Origin of the sequence: Paenibacillus sp. URB8-2, from assembly GCF_013393385.1 — a bacterium.
Taxonomy (GTDB): Bacteria; Bacillota; Bacilli; order Paenibacillales; family Paenibacillaceae; genus Paenibacillus_AQ.
On sequence record NZ_AP023239.1, the window covers coordinates 724777 to 744178 of the forward strand.

The 19402-nt window shown below is 57.0% G+C and carries 15 protein-coding genes; 10 read left to right on the forward strand and 5 right to left on the reverse strand.

Going from position 1 to position 19402, the window contains the following annotated elements:
• Window positions 1–21 precede the first annotated feature (21 nt).
• The 4 genes from bcp to PUR_RS03420 all read left to right on the forward strand — a co-directional run bounded on the left by bcp (window position 22) and on the right by PUR_RS03420 (window position 7193).
• Complete coding sequence (gene bcp / locus PUR_RS03405) at window positions 22–489, forward strand: thioredoxin-dependent thiol peroxidase (protein ID WP_179034031.1); 468 nt, start codon at window positions 22–24, stop codon at window positions 487–489.
• 126 nt (window positions 490–615) lie between these two features.
• Window positions 616–4899 (forward strand): 2-hydroxyacyl-CoA dehydratase, encoded by a 4284-nt coding sequence (locus tag PUR_RS03410; RefSeq protein WP_179034032.1) that lies wholly within the window; start codon window positions 616–618, stop codon window positions 4897–4899.
• Between the two features lie 339 nt (window positions 4900–5238).
• A complete protein-coding gene (locus PUR_RS03415) occupies window positions 5239–5688 on the forward strand; it encodes a MarR family winged helix-turn-helix transcriptional regulator (protein ID WP_179034033.1) in 450 nt (149 codons plus the stop codon).
• Window positions 5685–7193, forward strand: coding sequence for a DHA2 family efflux MFS transporter permease subunit (locus tag PUR_RS03420; protein ID WP_179034034.1), 1509 nt, complete (start codon window positions 5685–5687; stop codon window positions 7191–7193). Before PUR_RS03415 ends, PUR_RS03420 begins: the two co-directional genes overlap by 4 nt.
• Before the next feature lie 57 nt (window positions 7194–7250).
• Here PUR_RS03420 and PUR_RS03425 read toward each other — a convergent pair whose 3' ends face one another.
• Together PUR_RS03425 and PUR_RS03430 are read right to left on the reverse strand one after the other, a co-directional pair.
• Window positions 7251–7538, reverse strand: a complete 288-nt coding sequence (locus PUR_RS03425) for a zinc ribbon domain-containing protein (RefSeq protein ID WP_232101704.1) — start codon at window positions 7536–7538, stop codon at window positions 7251–7253.
• 68 nt (window positions 7539–7606) lie between these two features.
• A complete protein-coding gene (locus tag PUR_RS03430) occupies window positions 7607–8545 on the reverse strand; it encodes a helix-turn-helix transcriptional regulator (RefSeq protein ID WP_179034035.1) in 939 nt (312 codons plus the stop codon).
• 170 nt (window positions 8546–8715) lie between these two features.
• On the opposite strand from PUR_RS03430, the gene PUR_RS03435 reads away from it, so the two are divergent.
• Entirely contained in the window at window positions 8716–9978 is a 1263-nt protein-coding gene (locus PUR_RS03435; RefSeq protein ID WP_179034036.1) for an MFS transporter, read from the forward strand.
• Here PUR_RS03435 and PUR_RS03440 read toward each other — a convergent pair.
• Window positions 9953–10600, reverse strand: coding sequence for a DedA family protein (locus PUR_RS03440; RefSeq protein ID WP_179037724.1), 648 nt, complete (start codon window positions 10598–10600; stop codon window positions 9953–9955). The genes PUR_RS03435 and PUR_RS03440 overlap by 26 nt on opposite strands.
• Before the next feature lie 136 nt (window positions 10601–10736).
• Between PUR_RS03440 and PUR_RS03445 the strand changes: the two genes are divergently transcribed.
• From PUR_RS03445 to guaA, 5 genes are all read left to right on the forward strand, one after another.
• Complete coding sequence (locus PUR_RS03445; protein ID WP_179034037.1) at window positions 10737–12182, forward strand: polysaccharide deacetylase family protein; 1446 nt, start codon at window positions 10737–10739, stop codon at window positions 12180–12182.
• Window positions 12183–12278: 96 nt separating this feature from the next.
• On the forward strand, window positions 12279–13766 hold the full coding sequence (locus PUR_RS03450; protein ID WP_179034038.1) for a DUF58 domain-containing protein: 1488 nt from the start codon (window positions 12279–12281) through the stop codon (window positions 13764–13766).
• Window positions 13735–15819: a transglutaminase TgpA family protein gene (locus tag PUR_RS03455; RefSeq protein WP_179034039.1), complete on the forward strand. Its 2085-nt coding sequence runs from the start codon at window positions 13735–13737 to the stop codon at window positions 15817–15819. Before PUR_RS03450 ends, PUR_RS03455 begins: the two co-directional genes overlap by 32 nt.
• Window positions 15820–15845: 26 nt before the next feature.
• Window positions 15846–16316 (forward strand): DUF4129 domain-containing protein, encoded by a 471-nt coding sequence (locus PUR_RS03460; RefSeq protein ID WP_179034040.1) that lies wholly within the window; start codon window positions 15846–15848, stop codon window positions 16314–16316.
• 519 nt (window positions 16317–16835) lie between these two features.
• Window positions 16836–18374 carry a glutamine-hydrolyzing GMP synthase gene (gene guaA / locus PUR_RS03465; RefSeq protein WP_179034041.1) on the forward strand — a complete coding sequence of 513 codons (1539 nt, stop codon included), beginning with the start codon at window positions 16836–16838 and terminating at the stop codon, window positions 18372–18374.
• Between the two features lie 101 nt (window positions 18375–18475).
• On the opposite strand, the gene PUR_RS03470 is transcribed toward guaA, so the two are convergent.
• Window positions 18476–18889, reverse strand: a complete 414-nt coding sequence (locus tag PUR_RS03470; RefSeq protein ID WP_179034042.1) for a helix-turn-helix transcriptional regulator — start codon at window positions 18887–18889, stop codon at window positions 18476–18478.
• Window positions 18886–19314, reverse strand: coding sequence for an AraC family ligand binding domain-containing protein (locus tag PUR_RS03475; RefSeq protein ID WP_179034043.1), 429 nt, complete (start codon window positions 19312–19314; stop codon window positions 18886–18888). Before PUR_RS03475 ends, PUR_RS03470 begins: the two co-directional genes overlap by 4 nt.
• Between the last annotated feature and the right edge of the window lie 88 nt (window positions 19315–19402).

The window sequence follows — 19402 nt, forward strand, 5'->3', positions numbered from 1 at the left end:
AATCGAAGGAGTGCATGAACTATGGAAGAACTGACTATCGGACAAGAGGCGCCGAACTTTACGCTGCCCGCTTCGGACGGAAGCGAGGTAAGCTTGAATCAGTACAGGGGACGCAAGGTGCTGCTGTATTTTTATCCGAAAAATATGACCCCGGGCTGCACCCAGGAAGCTTGCGAGTTCCGCGACGTCAATGACCGGATTACGGCCAGGGGGGCCGTCATTCTGGGCGTGAGCCCCGACAATCTTCAGTCGCACGCCAAGTTTATCGCGAAGAACGAACTGCCTTTTCTGCTTCTGTCCGACGAAGACCACAAAGTAAGTGAGCAATATGGGGTGTGGCAGCTCAAGAAGCTGTACGGGAAGGAATTCATGGGTGTTGTGCGCTCCACCTTCCTGATCGACGAGTCGGGCATTGTATCGGATATCTGGAAAAAGGTGCGGGTAAAAGGGCATGCGGAGACGGTCGCGGCGCGCCTTGACGGGGAATAGGACGATAGTTGTGTTTGCAGCGGTCAATTACATTTTTAATTGTTACATTTTTAATAGATTTCATTAGCCTATTATGTGATATTTTTCCTAAAGTTAAAATATTCAATAAGGCATGGTGATGGCAGAATGCAGTTGAGGATCGGGCTGGATGTCGGATCGACTACGGCTAAATTGGTTGTCATGGAGCGAAACGAGATTGTTCATCAGAATTATATAAGACACTATAGCGATATAAAAAAGGCGGTTCTCGCTTTACTGGATGAAGTGATATCCCTGTTTCCGGGAAGAAATGCGGTGCTCGCGGTTAGCGGTTCTTCCGGCCTGTCCCTGTCCAAGCTGGGGGATGTACCCTTTGTCCAGGAGGTTATCGCCTGTACGAAAGCGATAGGCGAGCTGCTCCCGTCCTGCGATACCGCAATTGAGCTTGGGGGAGAGGACGCCAAGCTTATCTATCTCAGCGGCGGCATCGAGCAGCGGATGAACAATGCCTGCGCGGGCGGGACGGGCGCTTTTATCGATCAGATGGCCGCGCTGCTGCAGACCGATCCCACCGGACTCGACGCGCTTGCGGCGAATCACGAGCGCATTTATCCGATCGCTTCGCGCTGCGGCGTCTTTGCCAAGAGCGATATTCAGCCGCTCCTGAACGAAGGGGCGCGCCGCGAGGATGTGGCGGCCTCGATCTTCCAAAGCATCGTCAATCAGACGATCGCCGGTCTGGCCTGCGGGCGTCCGATTCGCGGCCGTGTCGCTTTCCTGGGCGGTCCGCTGACTTACTTGTCCCAGCTGCGGGCCCGGTTCGTGGAGACGCTGGAGCTTGCGGAGGAGGAGATTCTGTTTCCGGAGAGATCGCAGTATTTCGTGGCGATCGGCTCGGCGCTGTCCGAAAGCGACAGCTCCGCTTTGCCGCTTACGGAGTGGATGGAACGGATCGCGGCCGTTGATTTTGCGTCGGAGCGCTCCGAGGATGGCGAGCTTCCGCCGCTCTTTGAGACGGAGGCCGACCTTAAGGAATTCCGGCGGCGTCATTCGGAAGCCGGGGCGGTTCGGGCCGATCTGTCCTCCTACCGCGGACCCTGCTATCTCGGCATCGACGCCGGCTCCACGACGACGAAGCTTGTGCTTACGGGCGGCAGCGACGAAATTCTGTATACATATTACGGAAGCAATCAAGGAAATCCGCTGCAATCGGTAAGCGACGCGCTGAAGGAGATATACCGGCTGCTGCCGGACGGCTGCCATATCGCCGGCTGCTATGCGACCGGCTACGGCGAGGGTCTGATCAAGGCGGCGCTCAAGGCCGACGGAGGCGAAGTGGAGACGGTCGCCCATTACAAGGCGGCCGCCAAGTTTATGCCGGAAGTCGATTTTATTCTCGACATCGGCGGCCAGGATATGAAATGCATCAAAATCCGGGGCGGCGCCATCGACAGCCTCATGTTGAACGAAGCCTGCTCTGCGGGCTGCGGATCTTTTCTGGAGAGCTTCGCCTCGGCGCTCGGCCTTGGCGTCTCCGATTTCGCTGAAGCCGCGCTGCAGTCGGAGAAGCCCGTTAATCTCGGCTCGCGGTGCACCGTGTTCATGAACTCGAAGGTCAAGCAGGCGCAGAAGGAAGGGGCGTCCCTGTCCGATCTTTCGGCCGGTCTGGCCTACTCCGTCATTAAGAACGCGCTGCAAAAGGTCATCAAAATTCGCAGATTCGATGAACTGGGAGAACGTATTATCGTGCAGGGCGGGACTTTTTATAACGAAGCCGTGCTGCGCGCCTTTGAGCAGTTGACGGGGAGAACCGTCGTACGCCCGGATATCGCCGGCGTAATGGGAGCTTACGGTTGCGCCCTGCTCGCGAGGGAGAACGCGAACGCGGAGGAGAGCGGCGTCAGCACGCTGCTCGGCCCGCAGGAGCTGGAGAGCTTTGCTTACGAGGTGACGCAGGGACGTTGCGGTCGATGCGGCAACAATTGCCCGCTGACGATCAGCCGGTTCCCGGACCGCAGCTTCCATGTAACCGGCAACCGCTGTGAGCGTGGAGCCGGCGGGAAGAAGGAAAAGAACAAGCTGCCGAATCTGATGCAGTATAAATACGAACGTTTCTTGGATTACGCTCCTCTGCCCGATGAGGAGGCAGTCCGGGGGGCTGTAGGGCTGCCGCGCGCCATGAACCTGTTCGAGAACTATCCGTTCTGGCATGCGTTCTTTACCGCGCTGCGCTACAAGGTGGTGCTGTCTCCGAAATCGGACAAAAAACTGTACGAGAGCGGCATGGACACAATTCCGTCCGAAGCGGTCTGCTATCCGGCCAAAATGGCCCACGGCCATGTGCAGAGCCTGCTCGGCAAGGGCGTTGATTTTATTTTTTACCCTGCCATCGTATATGAGAAGAAAGAGGATAAGACTGCCGACAATCACTTTAACTGTCCGGTCGTCGCCTCCTATCCGGAGGTAATCCGCAACAATATGGACGGCCTCAAAGAGAAGGGCATTCCGCTTGTCAGCCCGTTCCTGACCTTTGACGACATTCCCGCGCTGACGAAAGGGCTGGCGCGCACCTTCCCGGATATTCCGAGGGATGAGATTGTCGCCGCCATACAGGCCGGGCTGGCTGAAGCGGAACGGGCCAAGAGCGACTTGCGGCGGAAAGGCGAGGAGACGCTGGCGTTCCTTGAAGAGACCGGAACAAAAGGCATCCTGCTCTGCGGGCATCCGTACCACGCCGACCCTGAAATCAATCATGGAATTGCGGATCTCATTACCGGCATGGGACTGGCGGTTCTTACCGAGGATGCAGTCTTCCATTTGGGACGCGCCGAGAGCGATCTGAGTGTCGTCAACCAGTGGACCTATCACGCGCGGATTTATAGAGCCGCGCGGCTCGCGGCGGCTCGCAGCGATCTGGAGCTGGTGCAGCTTACTTCGTTCGGCTGCGGCATCGATGCCATCACCTGCGATGCGGTGCAGGATATTATGGAGCGAAGCAATAAGGTCTACACGCTGATCAAGATCGACGAGATCAGCAATCTGGGCGCGGCCCGCATCCGGCTGCGCTCGCTGCTCGCGGCGATGCGCGAGCGGGAGAATGGAGAGGCGGCTCCTCTCCGCGTCAAGGCTGCCGATCAGAGCGCGCCGTTTACGAAGGACATGAAGTCGGCCTATACGATTCTGGCGCCGCAAATGTCGCCGATCCACTTCGAGCTGTTCGAGCGGGTGTTCCGGGATTTTGGTTACCGGCTTAAGGTGCTGGAAAAGTCCGGCCCCGAGGAAACGGAGGAAGGCCTGAAGTATGTCAACAATGACGCCTGCTACCCGGCAATTGTGACGATCGGCCAGATCCTGTCGGCGCTGCAGAGCGGAGATTACGATCCGGACCGGACCGCGGTCATCATGTCGCAGACCGGCGGAGGCTGCCGGGCAACGAATTATATTTCCCTGCTGCGCAAGGCGCTTAAGGATGCAGGGCTCGGGAAGATTCCGGTTCTGTCGCTGAACGCTTCGGGTCTTGAGAACCAGCCGGGCTTCCGGATCGGGTTCAAGATGATCAACCGGATGTTCGCCGCGGCCTGCTACGGCGATTTGCTGATGCGGCTGCTGCACCGCTTCAGACCTTACGAGAAGGTTCCAGGAAGCGCAGAAGCCCTGTTTCGGCAGGGGATGGAGCGCTGCAAGGACAGCCTGTCGTCCTTCTCGTTCCGCGACTATAAGAAGCTCTCCCGCGAGATTGCTTCAGACTTCGGTCGTTTGCCGCTGACGCCTGCGGTTAAGCCGCGGATAGGCGTCGTCGGCGAGATTTTGATCAAGTTTCATCCCGACGCCAACAACCGGATTGTCGATTTAATCGAAGCCGAAGGCGGGGAGGCCGTGCTGCCTGATTTTCTCGATTTTATCTTTTACTGCCTGTACAATCCGATTTACCGGGCGGAGCAGTTCGGCAAGAACAAAACGCTCGGGCTGATCAATCCGCTGCTCATTTCATATCTGCAAATGTACCGCAAGCCGATTGCGGCGGCGCTTGAAGAAGAGGGGGTCGCCCATAAAGATAAGAACATTTACCGTCTCGCCGAAAAGGCCGAACGGCTCGTTTCCGTAGGCAACCAGATGGGCGAGGGCTGGTTCCTGACCGCCGAGATGATGGAGCTTCTCGATCACGGTGTGAACAACATCGTCTGCATCCAGCCGTTCGCCTGCCTTCCGAACCATATTACCGGGCGCGGGACGATGAAAGGCCTGAAAGAGCTGTATCCAAGCGCGAATATCGCCGCGATTGATTATGATGCCGGGGTCAGTGTCGTGAACCAGACGAACCGGATCAAGCTGATGATGTCGATCGCAAAAGAGCTGGAGAGCGGCGGGGCGTTATTTGAGGAAGCAAGCGGCCCCAAAGCGGACACGCAGCTGAAGACGGTTCAGGCTTAGACGGATCGGGGAGAGGACGGCCGGAGCAGATTTCTCCGAAACCGGCTGTTTTACTTACTCGCAGACGAATCGACTGGCCCGATTTTGGAATAATCATAAGGAGATCTGTGTCCGGAAGGACAGGATCTCTTTTTCTTTTTCCAAAATACATGAATTTATAAGTTTCACGCTTATAAAAGATCTTGTATTTCTACGAGAAACGTTCTTGCGTCTTAAAAGACGCCGTCAGGCATTTCTTCTTGGAAACTTTCAACGCCCGGTTGACGGAAATTTAAGTAAGCAGTAAAATATTTCGTACACGAAATATATAGCTTTGAAATAGATGGAGGTTCAAAATAGATGGATCACAGGGAACAGCTTGACGAGATCGTGTCCTCTTTCCGGCGTATCAGCCATTCGTTTCAGCAGCTGCTATGGAAGGATGCGGAGCAGTTCGGCATTACTCCCGCCCAGCTGATGGTGCTGCGCAAGCTTTCGCTCTGCTCGGAGATGTCGGTAACCGAACTTGCGGAACGGATGTATCTCGGCAACAGCTCGGTCAGCGGCCTGGTTGAACGGATGGTTAAGGCGGGATTGATTACAAGGAAGCGGGCGGAGGACGACCGTCGTATTTTCCGGCTCGCGCTGACGGAGAAGGGCAAGGAAATCTGGGAGAAGAGCGAAGTGGAGCTGAGAAAGCATCTGCTTCCACTGACTCATATTCCCCGGGAAGACGCGCAGGAGCTGCTGAGGATTCACGGTCAAATTATTGAAATATTAGAACAAGGGAGAGAGCAGTCAGAATTATGAGCACGATAACCGCAAATGCCGCATCCGTGGCAAAAAATATCCGAAGAGGTCCGATTATCGCGGCGCTCCTGATCGGTGCATTCGTCGCGCTTCTGAATCAGACGCTGATGAACGTCGCTCTGCCGAACATGATGGACAGTCTGGGGATTCAGGCCAATACGGCCCAATGGCTGACCACCGGTTTTATGCTGGTGAACGGCGTATTTATTCCGGTAAGCGCCTATCTTGTCGAGAAGTTTACGACGCGAGCCTTGTTTATTACGGCGATGTCCTTATTTTCAATCGGAACGCTGGTATGCGCCCTGGGGCCCGGCTTTGACGTGATTATGGTTGGCCGTGTGATTCAGGCCGCCGGAGCCGGCATTCTGATGCCGCTGATGAACATCGTATTTCTGATGATCTTCCCGATCGAAGAGCGCGGCAAAGCGATGGGGCTGATGGCGGTCGCCATGATTTTTGCGCCGGCCGTAGGCCCGACTCTCTCCGGCTGGGTAGTGCAGAACTATTCCTGGCGGGTGCTGTTCTATATTGTGCTGCCGCTGGCGGTTTTCGCCACGCTGCTGGGCGTGAAGTTTATGCAGAATGTAACGGTCAAAACATCGCCGAAGCTGGATAAGCCGGGAATTATCTTCTCGACACTCGGCTTTGGCGGACTGCTGTACGGTTTCAGCGACGCGGGAACCGACGGCTGGAACAGCAGCACGGTGATAATCTCATTAATTGTAGGCGTGATCGGACTCGCTTTGCTGGTGTGGAGAGAACTGGTCGTGAAGAAGCCGATGCTCGAATTCCGTATTTTCCGCTACAACATGTATTCGCTCACCACCGTCATCAACATTATCGTAACCATGGCGCTGTACTCCGGCATGATCCTGCTTCCGCTGTATCTGCAAAAGATCCGCGGCTTTACACCGCTCGAATCCGGCGTGATGCTGCTGCCGGGAGCGATTCTAATGGGGATCATGTCGCCGGTCACCGGCATTATTTTTGATAAAATCGGCGCCAGATGGCTGACGATTATCGGCCTGGCCATTACCGTCATTACGACATGGGAGTTCAGCCAGTTGACCGATTCGACCACTTATACGCATTTAATCCTGACGTATACGGCGCGGATGTTCGGCATGTCCATGCTGATGATGCCGATTACTACGGCCGGGCTGAACCAGCTGCCGCAGCGCCTCAGTTCTCACGGCACGGCGATGGCTAATACGCTGCGGACCGTAGCGGGGGCGCTCGGAATGGCGCTGTTTGTGAGCTTGATGACGAACCGTACGAAGAGCGAAATTACCGACGCCGTCATGAGCGGCCAAATCTCGCAAGTCGACAAGCTTGCTTTTGCGAAGTTCTCTCAGGAAGCGATGATTCACGGGATTACGCACGCCTTCGTCGTCGCGACATGGGTGACGGTGGCCGGGCTCGTTCTGGCCTTCTTCATTCGCAAGACATCGCCGCAGCCGGATTTTCTGAAGACCGGGAACGAGGCCGTTTTGGAAAAAGAATAACAACGTAAGCGGGGACTCATCCCAAGGTTGGTTAAACCGGGATGAGTCCCCTTTTTGTTAAGAGGCGCTCTCTTGTCTCCAGCGCTTAAGCAGAGGCAGCGTTTCGGCGAGTAGCCCCCGGGCGTCCGCCTCATCCATGCCATTCTGCACAAGATAACCGGCGCACAGATCGATCATGCCCTGAAGGGTAATGTCCGGCTGCTTGAATTGTCCGCCTTCGTAACAGTACAAGCAATATTCTTCCGTCTTTGCGCCTTTCCGTTCTGTCCCGAGCAAATTTTCCTCCGGCATCGGCATTCCGCAGCTTTGGCAGAACCGCCCGTTTGGATCCGTGTTATGTTCCAATCTCGATCACTCTCCCGCAAATGTTTTATACAGGAACAGTATAAAACGGGGAACTTGACAGCATTACGTCAAGTTGACGGGCTGTATTTGCAGGCAACGGCCGCCGCCATCTCCCAAAGCCGCCTCCTTACATGCGCCGGTTCCAGCACCTCGGCCGCAGGCCCGAAACTTAGCAGAAACCCGTACAGCCATTCGTCTACCGGATAGCGCAGGGCGACCGTATAGCCGCCGCAGCCGTCCGCCTGAAGCTCGGAGCAGTCGAAGCGCTCCTCCGCGATATGCTTGTCCCCGGCGGAGAAATGCACAATCACTACGGAAACGGTTGCTTGATCTCCAGGATAGTCATTCCACGGCAGTTCACCGGAGGGCAGATCCAGCCTTGTATAAGCCGTGGTCTCCTTGACCAGGTCCTTCATCCGCGGAAGCTTGAACAGCCTGAATTCTCCGCGAAGCCTGCAGTAGCCGTATAAATACCAGGACTGGCCTTTCATGACAAGGGTGTAAGGCTCCACGGACCGGACCGTTGCCGTTCCCTCGGCGCTGACATAGGCAAAAGAGACGGTTACGCTCTCCTCCAGCGCCTCCTTGATCAGGGCAAGCTTCTGCTGAAGCGCTCCATGATGGCCCCACGGAGAAAGGTCGACGATTTGCCGTGACGCTATACTGCGGAATTGCTGCGAGCGCGACGGCGGGACGACACTGCTGATCTTCTCCATCAGCCGTTCATGATCGCTTGTATACGAAGAGAGGCTTCGCAGGGCGGAAAAAATTTGCGCCAGCTCGCCGTCGGTAAGCACATTCCGGTCGAGACGGTAGCCTTCGATCAGCCCGATTCCGCCGCCTCCGCCCTGGTAGGTAACGACAGGAATCCCGGCCTGGCTCAGCGTTTCGATATCACGGTAAATCGTTCGCACCGACACTTCGAAGATGTCGGCAAGCTCCTTCGCCTGAACGAGCCGGCGGCCCAGCAGCACGATAACGATGGACAGCAGACGATCTATCTTCATGGGTTTGATCTCCTTCCTGAACAAGCGTTTATCAAAGTATGGACACAAGGTTGTTTCTAATCATTTTATTTGTTATTTAAACTTCCGGAAAGGGCATTGCCATACGAAATAAATTTGATTATTATCTAATTAGACATTTATTTAATTTGTAGCTTGAGAGGATGAAAATCATGAATAAAAGAACGTCCGGCCGTGAGGGCATAAGCGGCGGCTATTACAGACTGTTTGCCGCCGGCATCATCAACGGAATCGGCGACCGCTTCAGCCAGGTCGCCATGCTGTCGCTGATTCTTCAGCTGACCGGATCGGGTATGGCCGTAGGGCTGTCGCTTGGCATCCGGCTGCTTCCTTGCCTTGTGCTCGCCCCCCTCGGGGGTTATCTGGGCGGAAAGTTGCCGCGCAAGGCGGTCATGATGGCGACCGATATCGCCCGCATCCCTTTCGCGCTGTCTTTACTGTGGGTGACGAGCGAGGACCGTCTGTGGCTGCTCTATGTCGGCAGCTTCATGCTGGCCGCGGGCGAGGCGATTTACGCTCCTGTCCGCAAATCTTCCATACCGCTGCTCGCGGAGCGGGGCGCACTCATGCGGATTAACGGAATGGAACAGCTGATGATCGGCTGTGTGCTGATTCTCGGCGCGCTCTCGGGGGGATTCGTCTCCCACTGGTTCGGACCGGAGACGGCGTTCGTACTGAATGCATGCTCGTTCCTGGCTGCGGCGGCGATCATTTCCGGCATTTCTTTTCCGCGGAGCGCGCCTGAAGACAGGGAAGAGGAGAAAGTGCGGAGCGATGAACAAGATCCAAGTCGTTCATCCCGCCGAAAAGGTCTGGCCTCGCTGCTGGCAGGAAGCCTTGTTTTGCAGGTGGTATTGGGCTATGAGCTGCTCGTTTCGCTGGTGAACGGGCTGGACAACGTGCTGATCAGCGTCTATGCGATCCGGGTATTTCATGCCGGGGATATCGGTGTAGGGGCTTTTTACGCGTCGCTCGGCGCCGGACTTACTCTCAGCTTCTGGGCGGGACGATGGATCAAGCGAAACTTTTTGGCTGCCGCGCTGGTAGGGCTGCTGCTGGAGGGGCTGCTGCTGATGGGGATCAGCGTGGTGGGCGGCTTTGCGGCTGCCTGTGGATTGTATGTGCTGCTGTCCCTGGCCTCGGGGATCGGAAGCGCCTCCCTGGATACGCTGCTGATGCGGGAGACGCCTGCCAAGTGGCAGCCTTTTCTGTTCGGGCTGTTGACGGCAGTGAGCGGCACGCTGCTCGGCTTGTCCATGCTGCTTGCCGGTTCGCTGCTCACCAGGGTGGAGCCCCGTTCGCTTGGCTTTGCGGGGGGCGCTTGTTTTGCCGTAATTGCCATTGTGCTGAGTGCATACGTATGGATCAAAGACAAAAGGGGAGGGGCGGTCAACGTTCCTTCGAGGACTCCTTGACCCTCAATGCGCGAAGGGCTTTAGGTCTGCGGCTGGAACGGAAACGGTAGACGAGAATCAGCGCGGCCACAAGGACAGCGGCGAGCACGATCCACAAAGCGTAAGTCTCGAACAGATGGAATACGGCCGTCCACTGGGGTCCGAACATCCGGCCGATCCCCAGAAACAGAATGACCCAGAACAGGGCGCCGCCATAAGCATACAGGGCGAACTTGCGGTAGGGTAAAGCAATAATTCCGGAGAAATAACCAGTAAAGTGGCGCACGCCAGGGATGAAATAACCGACCGTAATCAAAAAGCTGCCGTATCGCTCGAACCAGCGCTGCGTTCTTTCAAGCTTGGCGGGCGATAATAGAAACCACCGGCCGTACCGCTGGATAAACGGCAGTCCGGCTTTGAGGCCGATGAAATAGGTAACGGTCATCCCCACGGTCGTTCCGAAGAAGGCGACGATAATCAGCAGCATAAAGTCGAGCCGTCCCGTATAGGACAGATAGCCGGCAAAGGCCATCGTCGTCTCCCCGGGAAAGGGCAAAGCGATAAACTCCAGCAGCAGCCCGAAGAACAGCACGCTGTATCCATACTGCGCGAATAATTCCTGTATCCATTTCAGCATTTCCATAATTGATGTCACTCTCCAAAAAAGATAGGCGCAGACGCCGGTTTGGTAAATCGGGTGGGCATGTCTATTTTGCGGCTTGTCCTCATATAATCCAGCACAAGGCTTAATAGCCAATAGAATGCTGGAGGTAGAGAATATGGTTCGGAAAAAGCGCGGATTCAGCCGCCGTAAGGCTGTCCGGCTCGTGCTTGCCGCCGCGGTCCTCGCGGCTGCCCTGATATGCCGTGAAGCAGGAAACTCCCCATTCTGGAAATCATCCGTGACGCTTCATGCCGCGGATGGCGGGGGAGCTGCCGAAGGAAGGGAAGCCTCATCGGCAGGCTTATTGTCCGGTGCGGCAGTCTCCGGCGCGCCGAACGGACAGGCAAACGCAGGCTTGCCGATCCACGGCAGCGCTCAAGCGGCACCGGCTGTCCGTCTGTCGCCGGCCTCTCATTCACAGCGGGGATCATTCTCTCAAACCTCCGGAACTTCCAACAGTGCGGCTAAAACCGCTGCGGCTACGGTTAAGAAGAGCGCCCTGCCCAAAACCGTCTATCTCACTTTTGACGACGGACCCAGCGCCGTTACCCCCAAGGTGCTAGAGATTTTGCGGCGGGAACAGGTGAAAGCGACATTTTTCGTGCTGGGAAACGGGGCGGAAAGGCATCCCGAATGGATTAACGCGATCTGGGAGCAGGGAAGCTCCATAGGCAACCATTCCTACGATCATAACTATAAAGATTTATACAGCAGCTTTACGCGTTTCTGGGGCCAAATTAAAAAAACGGAGGAAATCATCCGCCTCATTACCGGGGTCCGGCCTCAGCTTGTGCGCGCTCCCGGCGGAACGTTCGATCATTTTGATGATACCTACTTCCATCTGATGAAGCAAGCGGGCTATCGGGTGACGGACTGGACGGTGGACAGCGGCGATTCGAAGCGGCGGGGAGTGCCGGCCTCGGAGATTCTGAAGAACTCTATTTCGAACACCAAGGCTTCCAAGGTCGTTCTGCTGCTTCATGACGGAGCGGGACATGAGGAAAGCGCAAAGGCTCTGCCGGAAATCATTAAGCGGTATAAAGCGGCGGGGTATATCTTCAAAACACCGGACGTCAGGGAGGAACCGGTACAGTTCAAGACGCATCCGGGCAAGAGCGCCGCGGGAAGAGTCAAGCCGGCCGAAGCATGGATCGACGCCAATATAACTCCCAATATAGCCTTGTTCTCATCCGGAACAAAACTGGTAGTAGAAGCCGGCATGCTGCAAACTACGCTTCAACCCGGGGAATACCGTATTGAGAACGGGCGGTATATCGTCCCGCTTCGGTCCGTAGTCGAGCGGCTTGGCGGCCGGGTAAGCTGGGCTGCCGGTACGCACAGCGGTCAAGCCGAACTGAACGGGCGGAAAATAACGGCGGATACGGTCGGCGGCGGGCTTGCCTTGGCCGGCGAAGGCCGGGGGCAGGGAGCGGTATCTTCGGGGGTCACTCTTAGGGGCGACTCCATCTGGCTGCCGCTCCGTGATTTACTGGAGGTCACGGGACACCATCTGCTAGGAGTGACAAGCGAACCGGAAGAACGGAGGGTAAAGGCATCCTGAAGCGATGCGAACGGATGCCGGATTTATTAAGGTCTGTCCGCTCCTTTTCATGGGAAGAATAATAGAAAACCCTTGATAAGGAAGGAGAATTCATTGATGAAACCCATTCGCCGGCCCGATCTCCCAGCCGTTTCTCCGAATGCGAGTCTGCCCGGTCAATGGGCGCGTGCGCTGGCTGCTGCGGGCATCGTCGCCGGACTGTACGGATCGCTCGGCGGTTCCGCTCTGTTGTTTCTTCTTATATTCATCGGGCTGGTTATGCTCGGCGGACTGCTGCTGCAGGTGCTCGGTCCGAGAAAGATCGAACTGGTCCGCACGCTCTCTCCGGTGCAGCCCACGGCGGGGAATGGCGTGCTGGTAACGGTCAACCTCAGCTTTCGCTGCCGTCTGCCCATTCCCTGGTTGATGATTGAAGAGCGCTGGACCTGCGGGAATCACCGTCTGCTGCTGTTCCCCGGATTCCGGCGCGAGTTTCAGTATACTTATCGCCTGGAGCGGCTGTCGAGAGGCCGGCAGCAGCTGCGTTACTGCCGAGTCAGCTGGGGCGATCTGCCGGGCTGGTTTACCGGGACAAGCGCCCCTGAGGTCAGTCAGGCGTTCAAAGTGCTGCCGTCACCGCTATATCTCGGGAAGAGACCGTCCGAAGAGGGTGCCGGAAAGGTGCTGACCCAAGTCCCGAGCCGCAGACGGACAGGACCGGAAGAAGTATCCGATATCAGAAATTACCAGCCGGGTGATCCGATGAACCGGGTGCATTGGAAAAATACGGCCCGGAGCGGCTTCCTCCAAAGCCGCGTTCCCGAAAGGGAGAAAGGACGCATGCTCTGCGTCGTGCTGGACAACTGCCCGAGCTCCTATGAAATTCCGTGGGAATCGCTCCCTCCAAGGGGCCATTCTTCGTATGGGGAGCCGGCCTTCGAACGGGCCGTCTCGGCGGCCTTGGGTCTGCTGCTTACTGCGGAACGCGCGGGCTCCTACGCTCAATTGTTCACCGGCGGCTGGCCGGAAGGAATGGCGAGATATGAAGGGCTGGGCGTAATCCCGGGCAGGGTGCTGGATACGCTGGCGGAGATAGCGCCGGACGGAACGCGCACGCTGGCAAGGCTGCTTGAAGATGCTTCCCGGCAATGGATTCCGGGCATGAACGTTGCGGTGATCACCGGCTGCCCGGACCGGGAAGCCGCCCTGACGATCTCCCGGCTGCTCGCTCAAGGAATCAAGGTGGATTTGTATTATGTATGGGACAGGGAGGCGCCGGGTAAAAGGAATCCGACTCCCGGACCCGCCGCCGGACATCGGCGCCCATCCGCTGAAGCAGGAGCGCTCGTTCCGCATTCCGCCCCGGTCCTGAGCGATAAGATAACCGTTGTATATGAAGCTGGGCAAGGCGGGTTTTCCGCATCGGCGGATGTTGTATCAAACTTGAGCGGAAAGGAATCGGTCGGCTCCGGGACCGCCCCGACGATCTGCGGCAGCCTGGGCCGTCTGGGTGCGGGCCTATACTGCCTGGAGCATGTCCCGCCGGCAGGCGAACGCGGGGAGGGGAGAGCGGATGGAGAAGTCCGCAAGCCGTCGGCACGTTAAGCTGCCCGCTTCCCCTGATCTGACAACGTCAGAGGCCGATAAAACAGAGCGGTACGCTCCGGACGGCGAAAGACCTTACAGCGTCCCCGGCCCGGTGTTTATGTCCGGTGTCTTGCGTCGGCAATTCAGCCGTCCGGGGGGCGGGGCTCAGCCTGCCGGACTTTCCCGCCATGAGGCATACGGAGCGGGCGCCGCTTCCAACGAAACATCTTTGAGCTATCGCGCGCTGTTCTCTCTCTCCCTGTTCGGATTGTTCGCGGACTGGTTGCATCCGCTGTACCGGATGAATTTGGGAGCGGAGACGGAAAGGCTGCTCGGCGTTCTCGCGTTAATGGCCGCGGCGCTGCTTGCGTCCGGGTTGTTCCGCGTATCGCCCTGGCGGATGGCTCCGATCCGATTGGCCATTTTTACGCTGTCATGGTTCTATTTATGCTCGGCATTGGCGGGAGGGTCCTGGCCTGCCGATTATTTCCCGGGCATGGGGAATGACGCCGTTCTGCTCCTATCCGGCAAAATTGATGAAGTGAACGCCGCGAGCCGGCTGCTTCTGCTGCTGGCCGGTTGGAGCATGCTTGTGTCGTCGGTGCAGCATCTAGCGCTGTTCAGGGGGAGCACCGTGCTCTTCACGTCCGTGACGCTGGTTTACCTGCTGGTTCTGGACAAGGGGATCGGGAGCGATACGACCGTGGACATCATACTCTCCGCAGCCCTTATTGTGTGGATGCAGGGGATGGGTGGGCTGCCGCGTCTACTGGAAAAAGCCGGCGGAGCGGCAGGGATTCCGTTCCGCCGCTGGGCAGGCTCTGCTTGCCTTCTGGCGGTGGGCCTGACGGTCGCCGCCTGGATTGGGACGGAGGCCTCAGGCGGACAACCGGGCCGGATTGAGCCGCTGCAGACGGCAGCCCAGCGGCTGCAGGCCTGGGCGTCCGAGGGACTGCGCAGCCGCGCGGCCGCGATAACCGGGACGACGGGGTACGGCTCCGGCGGCGAGCTTGGCGGTCCGCTGGCGCGAAGCGACGACCCGGTCTTCACCGTGGAAAGCTCCCAGTCCGCCTATTGGCGCGGGGAGAGCCAGGACCGCTACGACGGACGCCGCTGGTCGCGGAGTGACAGCCTCTCCTCGCCGATCAGTCTGACCGCACTTTCTGCCAGGGAAGCCGCAGGCTCAGGCGGGCGGACTCTTCGCCAACGGTTCCGCTTCGCGGCTCCTTCAGCGGGCGGTATTCCCGTGTTCGGTACGGGCAGGGTGCTGTCCGTCTCGGATGTGCGGCAGCTTGACGGCAGCCGGCTTGGCTATATTTTGACCGGCGGAGAGAGGGACAGCTTTGCTCTGCCCGATCTGGCGGGCTCCTCCAAAGTGACGGAATATACGGTAGATTCGCTGCTCCCCGAGAGCGATCCCGCCGTGCTGCGGAAGCTTACGGGCGGCGACCCACCGGAAATCCGGGCTGCCAATCTGGAGCTGCCGACCGCCCTCCCGCAGCGGGTAAAGACGCTGGCCGCCAGTCTTACGGCCTCCGCCGGCAGCCGGTACGACGCGGCATTGGCCGTCCGCGATTACTTGCAAAGCTCGTATCCCTACACGCTGGATACACGCGTTCCGCCGGAAGGCGCCGACTTCGTCGATGATTTTTTGTTTACGGAGAAGAGGGGATACTGCGTCCACTTCGCCTCCGCCATGACCGTCCTGCTGCGCAGCGAGGGCATTCCTGCCCGGTACGTCCAGGGCTACGCGCCGGGCAGGATGCTGGCGGGCCGCGGACCGCAGCGTTATGCCGTGACCCAGGGCGATGCCCATGCCTGGGTCGAGGTGTATTTCAGCGGCGCGGGCTGGGTCCCCTTCGACCCGACGCCGGCCACGGCAGCGGGCTCCGCGCTGCCGCCCGTCACCGCGGCGGCTGCGCCCGCGCCGCCGGAAACCCCCGCGCCCGCCGCAGCCGGCGCGGGAACGCTGCCCGCCCCGGCGCTGCCCGGGGCGGACCGGCGCCTGCGCCGCCCGCAGCCGCGGCGGCGCTGCTCGCCGCCGCCGCGTGGCGCTGGCGGCGGAGCCTAGCGCTGCTGCGCCTCGGGCGCAGCGCCGTGCGCAGGGAGCGGCTGCTGCTGGCCGCGTCCCTGTCCTGGCGGGTGCTGGCCGCGCGCTACGGCCCGCCCCCGCCGGGGATGACGGGCAGGGAGTATGCCGCGTCCCTGCCCATTGACGATGCCGGACTGCGCGCAGCCGTCCGGCGGTTCGTCCGCCAGTGGGAAGCGCTGGCGTACGGCTCGGGAGGCCCTGATCTGCGCAGGGCCGCTCCCGCTCCGCATGGGCGGCATCAGCCCAGCGTTTCCGGGCCGGACTCCGCTCCAGCTGGCGACTGCTTACCGGGCCCCGGCCCTGCGCGCAGCCTCCCGCAGCGCATCCGCCGCTTAGCCGGCGGCTCCGTTATTCCGGTGGTATTCCCGGCCCTCCGCCAGTCTTCGAAGGCTGCCGGAGGGCCGGGAACGCCGGCTCACTGGAGCGCAAGAGCATTCATGCGCGATTGTCTGCGGATCGCTTTCTATTTAAGCTAAAGAGGCGGGTGCCTGGACGCCCACCTCTTGCTTTTTACAGATAACCTGCGGTTGTACATCTTTTGGCGTCTAGAAGTCGCCACTGAACAATATGCGTGCTAAAGTACAGTTTTTTACCCGTTCAGCCTCACATGCAGCCGGTACAGCCTCAAAATTCCTGCACAATTGTAGGAATTTCCATGCTGGCATACGCATTCGCTGGAAAAACATGCGCTATAGTAGGTTTTGTAAGAGGCAGAACTATAAATCACAACTAACCTGACTTTGATCCCTTTCGAGTCCATCTCGATTTCATATACCCCCAGGGAGAAACGCTCACGAAATGGTTGACTTCAATCATTGCCTTCAATATACAAGTCAGCCGAAGCTGTATTTTTCGATTGAGAAAGACATTCTCCTTCTGTGAACTCTTATCGTCAGAAGAATCCGTAAGCGATTACTTCGCAGCCTGTCCGCCTTTCCTTGACGGTGCGAATTCCGTTCTCGTATAATGAATCCAACAATCAAGGGAGGCAAGTAATGAACAAGCCAAATGAAATTATCGTTGTTCTCGATTTCGGAGGACAATACAACCAATTGATCGCGCGCAGAATTCGGGATTTGGGCGTATACAGCGAACTTCTGCCATATAATACGCCAGTCGACCGGATCAAGGAACTCTCGCCCAAAGGTATCGTATTCTCCGGCGGCCCGATGAGCGTTTACGCCGAGGACGCTCCGCATGTGGACCCGGCCATTTATGATCTCGGACTGCCGATTTTCGGGATCTGCTACGGCATGCAGCTGATGGCTCATCAGCTAAGCGGCAAGGTCGAGCGAGCATCCAAGCGGGAATACGGCAAGGCGGATCTGACTTTTGAAGCCGGAGCCACGATCGTCAAAGGACTCGAAGGCAGCCAGACCGTATGGATGAGTCACGGGGACCATGTGTCCCTGCTTCCGGAAGGTTTCAAGCTCGATGCCGGCACCGAAAGCGCGCCGATTGCGGCGATGAGTCACGAAGGACGGAAGCTGTATGCAGTGCAGTTCCATCCCGAAGTGCGCCACTCCGTACACGGCAACGAGATGATCAAGAATTTCCTGTTTGAAGTCTGCGGCTGCGAGGGCAACTGGACCATGGAATCCTTTATCGAGGATGCCATCCGCGATATCCGCGGCAAGGTCGGCGACAAAAAGGTGCTGTGCGCCCTGAGCGGCGGCGTCGATTCTTCCGTTGTCGCTATGCTGATTCATCGCGCCATCGGCGACCAATTGACCTGTATGTTCATTGACCACGGCCTGCTGCGCAAAGGAGAAGCCGAGAGCGTTATGGAGACGTTCGTCGGCAAATTTGATATACACGTCGTCAAGATTGATGCACGTGATCGCTTCCTCGGCAAACTGGTCGGCGTGGACGATCCCGAACAGAAGCGCAAGATTATCGGCAACGAATTTATCTACTGCTTCGACGAGGAATCGGCCAAGCTCGGCGATTTTGATTTCCTTGCCCAGGGTACGCTGTACACGGACATCGTGGAGAGCGGAACCGCCACGGCGCAGACGATCAAGTCGCATCATAATGTCGGCGGACTGCCGGAGGACATGAAGTTCAGCCTGATCGAGCCGCTGAATACGCTGTTCAAGGACGAGGTGCGGAAGGTTGGCGAGGAGCTTGGCCTGCCGCATGCCATCGTATGGCGCCAGCCGTTCCCGGGACCGGGTCTCGCCATCCGCGTGCTGGGCGAAGTGACGGAGGACAAGCTGACGATTGTCCGCGATTCGGACTACATCCTGCGCGAGGAAATCGCCAAGGCGGGTCTTGAGAGCGAAATCTGGCAGTACTTCACCGCGCTGCCGAACATGAAGAGCGTAGGAGTCATGGGCGACGCCCGGACCTACTCCTATACGGTAGGCATCCGCGCCGTAACCTCCATTGACGGCATGACCGCCGACTGGGCCCGCATCCCTTGGGATGTGCTGGAGAAGATTTCCGTGCGGATCGTCAACGAAGTTGAGAACGTCAACCGCGTTGTGTACGACATTACCTCCAAGCCGCCTGCAACGATTGAGTGGGAGTAACCTGCTGGTTCCCCTTCAAAATCCCCACCAAGAAATTTCTTGGTGGGGATTTTCTTCATTTGGAAATCATCAAGATGAGCGGAAGAGAATGTAGTAAACCATCATATTTTTCGTTCGCTTCTAAAGATGGTCGGTGAAACGCCAAACTTATTTTTAAATGCTCTCGAAAAGGAGTCCACATTTGAATACCCGACTTCCTCAGCAACTTCATAAACGGTTTTTTCACTGGTTTTCAGTACAATTCTTGCTTGTTGCAGGCGATGATCTTTTAAATATTGAACAGGAGGAACACCGATTTCTTTTTTAATCACCTGACTGAGATAGGCTGGAGCCAGGTTCAATGACTCAGCGATCTCCTGAATCGAAAGATCGAGACGCGAATAATTGTTGTGAACAAACAGCAAAAATAATTCACAATACTTTTTCTGCTTTATATTCATTGGATTAAGGAGAGCATAGTTCTTCTCGATCTTGAAATGAGCAAAAATCGTATAAAACAATGCTTGTACACTCATTTTTTCTTCATATCCAATAAATCCATTTTCATCATTTTTTCGAATAGCTTAGGCAACTCATTATCGGGTGACACCGTTCCAACTGAATCACGGCCATTGATGCCATTGCATAACAACAATTCCGCAACTCGACTTCCGTTAAACCCAAGCCAGTAATATTCCCAGGGATTTGTTTCATCTGCTTGATAGAAATGTACCTCGTTAGGACGAATAACAAAAAAATCTCCTTTTTTTAAATATTTCTTTCCTCCATTTCCTTCAAAGATTCCCCCTCCTGATACTATGTAATGCACAACGTAATTTTCTCTCATGCCCGGACCATAGCTATGCAGTGGCGCACAAATTTCATGACCTACATTAAAAAAATAGAAATCGGCAAAATAATCTTCCTTAACAAATACATTCCAATATTTCCGCTTGTTCATCGTTGAGCCTCCGTTACTCAAATCTTTCAAATAAAATTACAGTCCAGCGTTACACGAAAGTTCGGAATCTTCTAAAAAAATGTAGGAT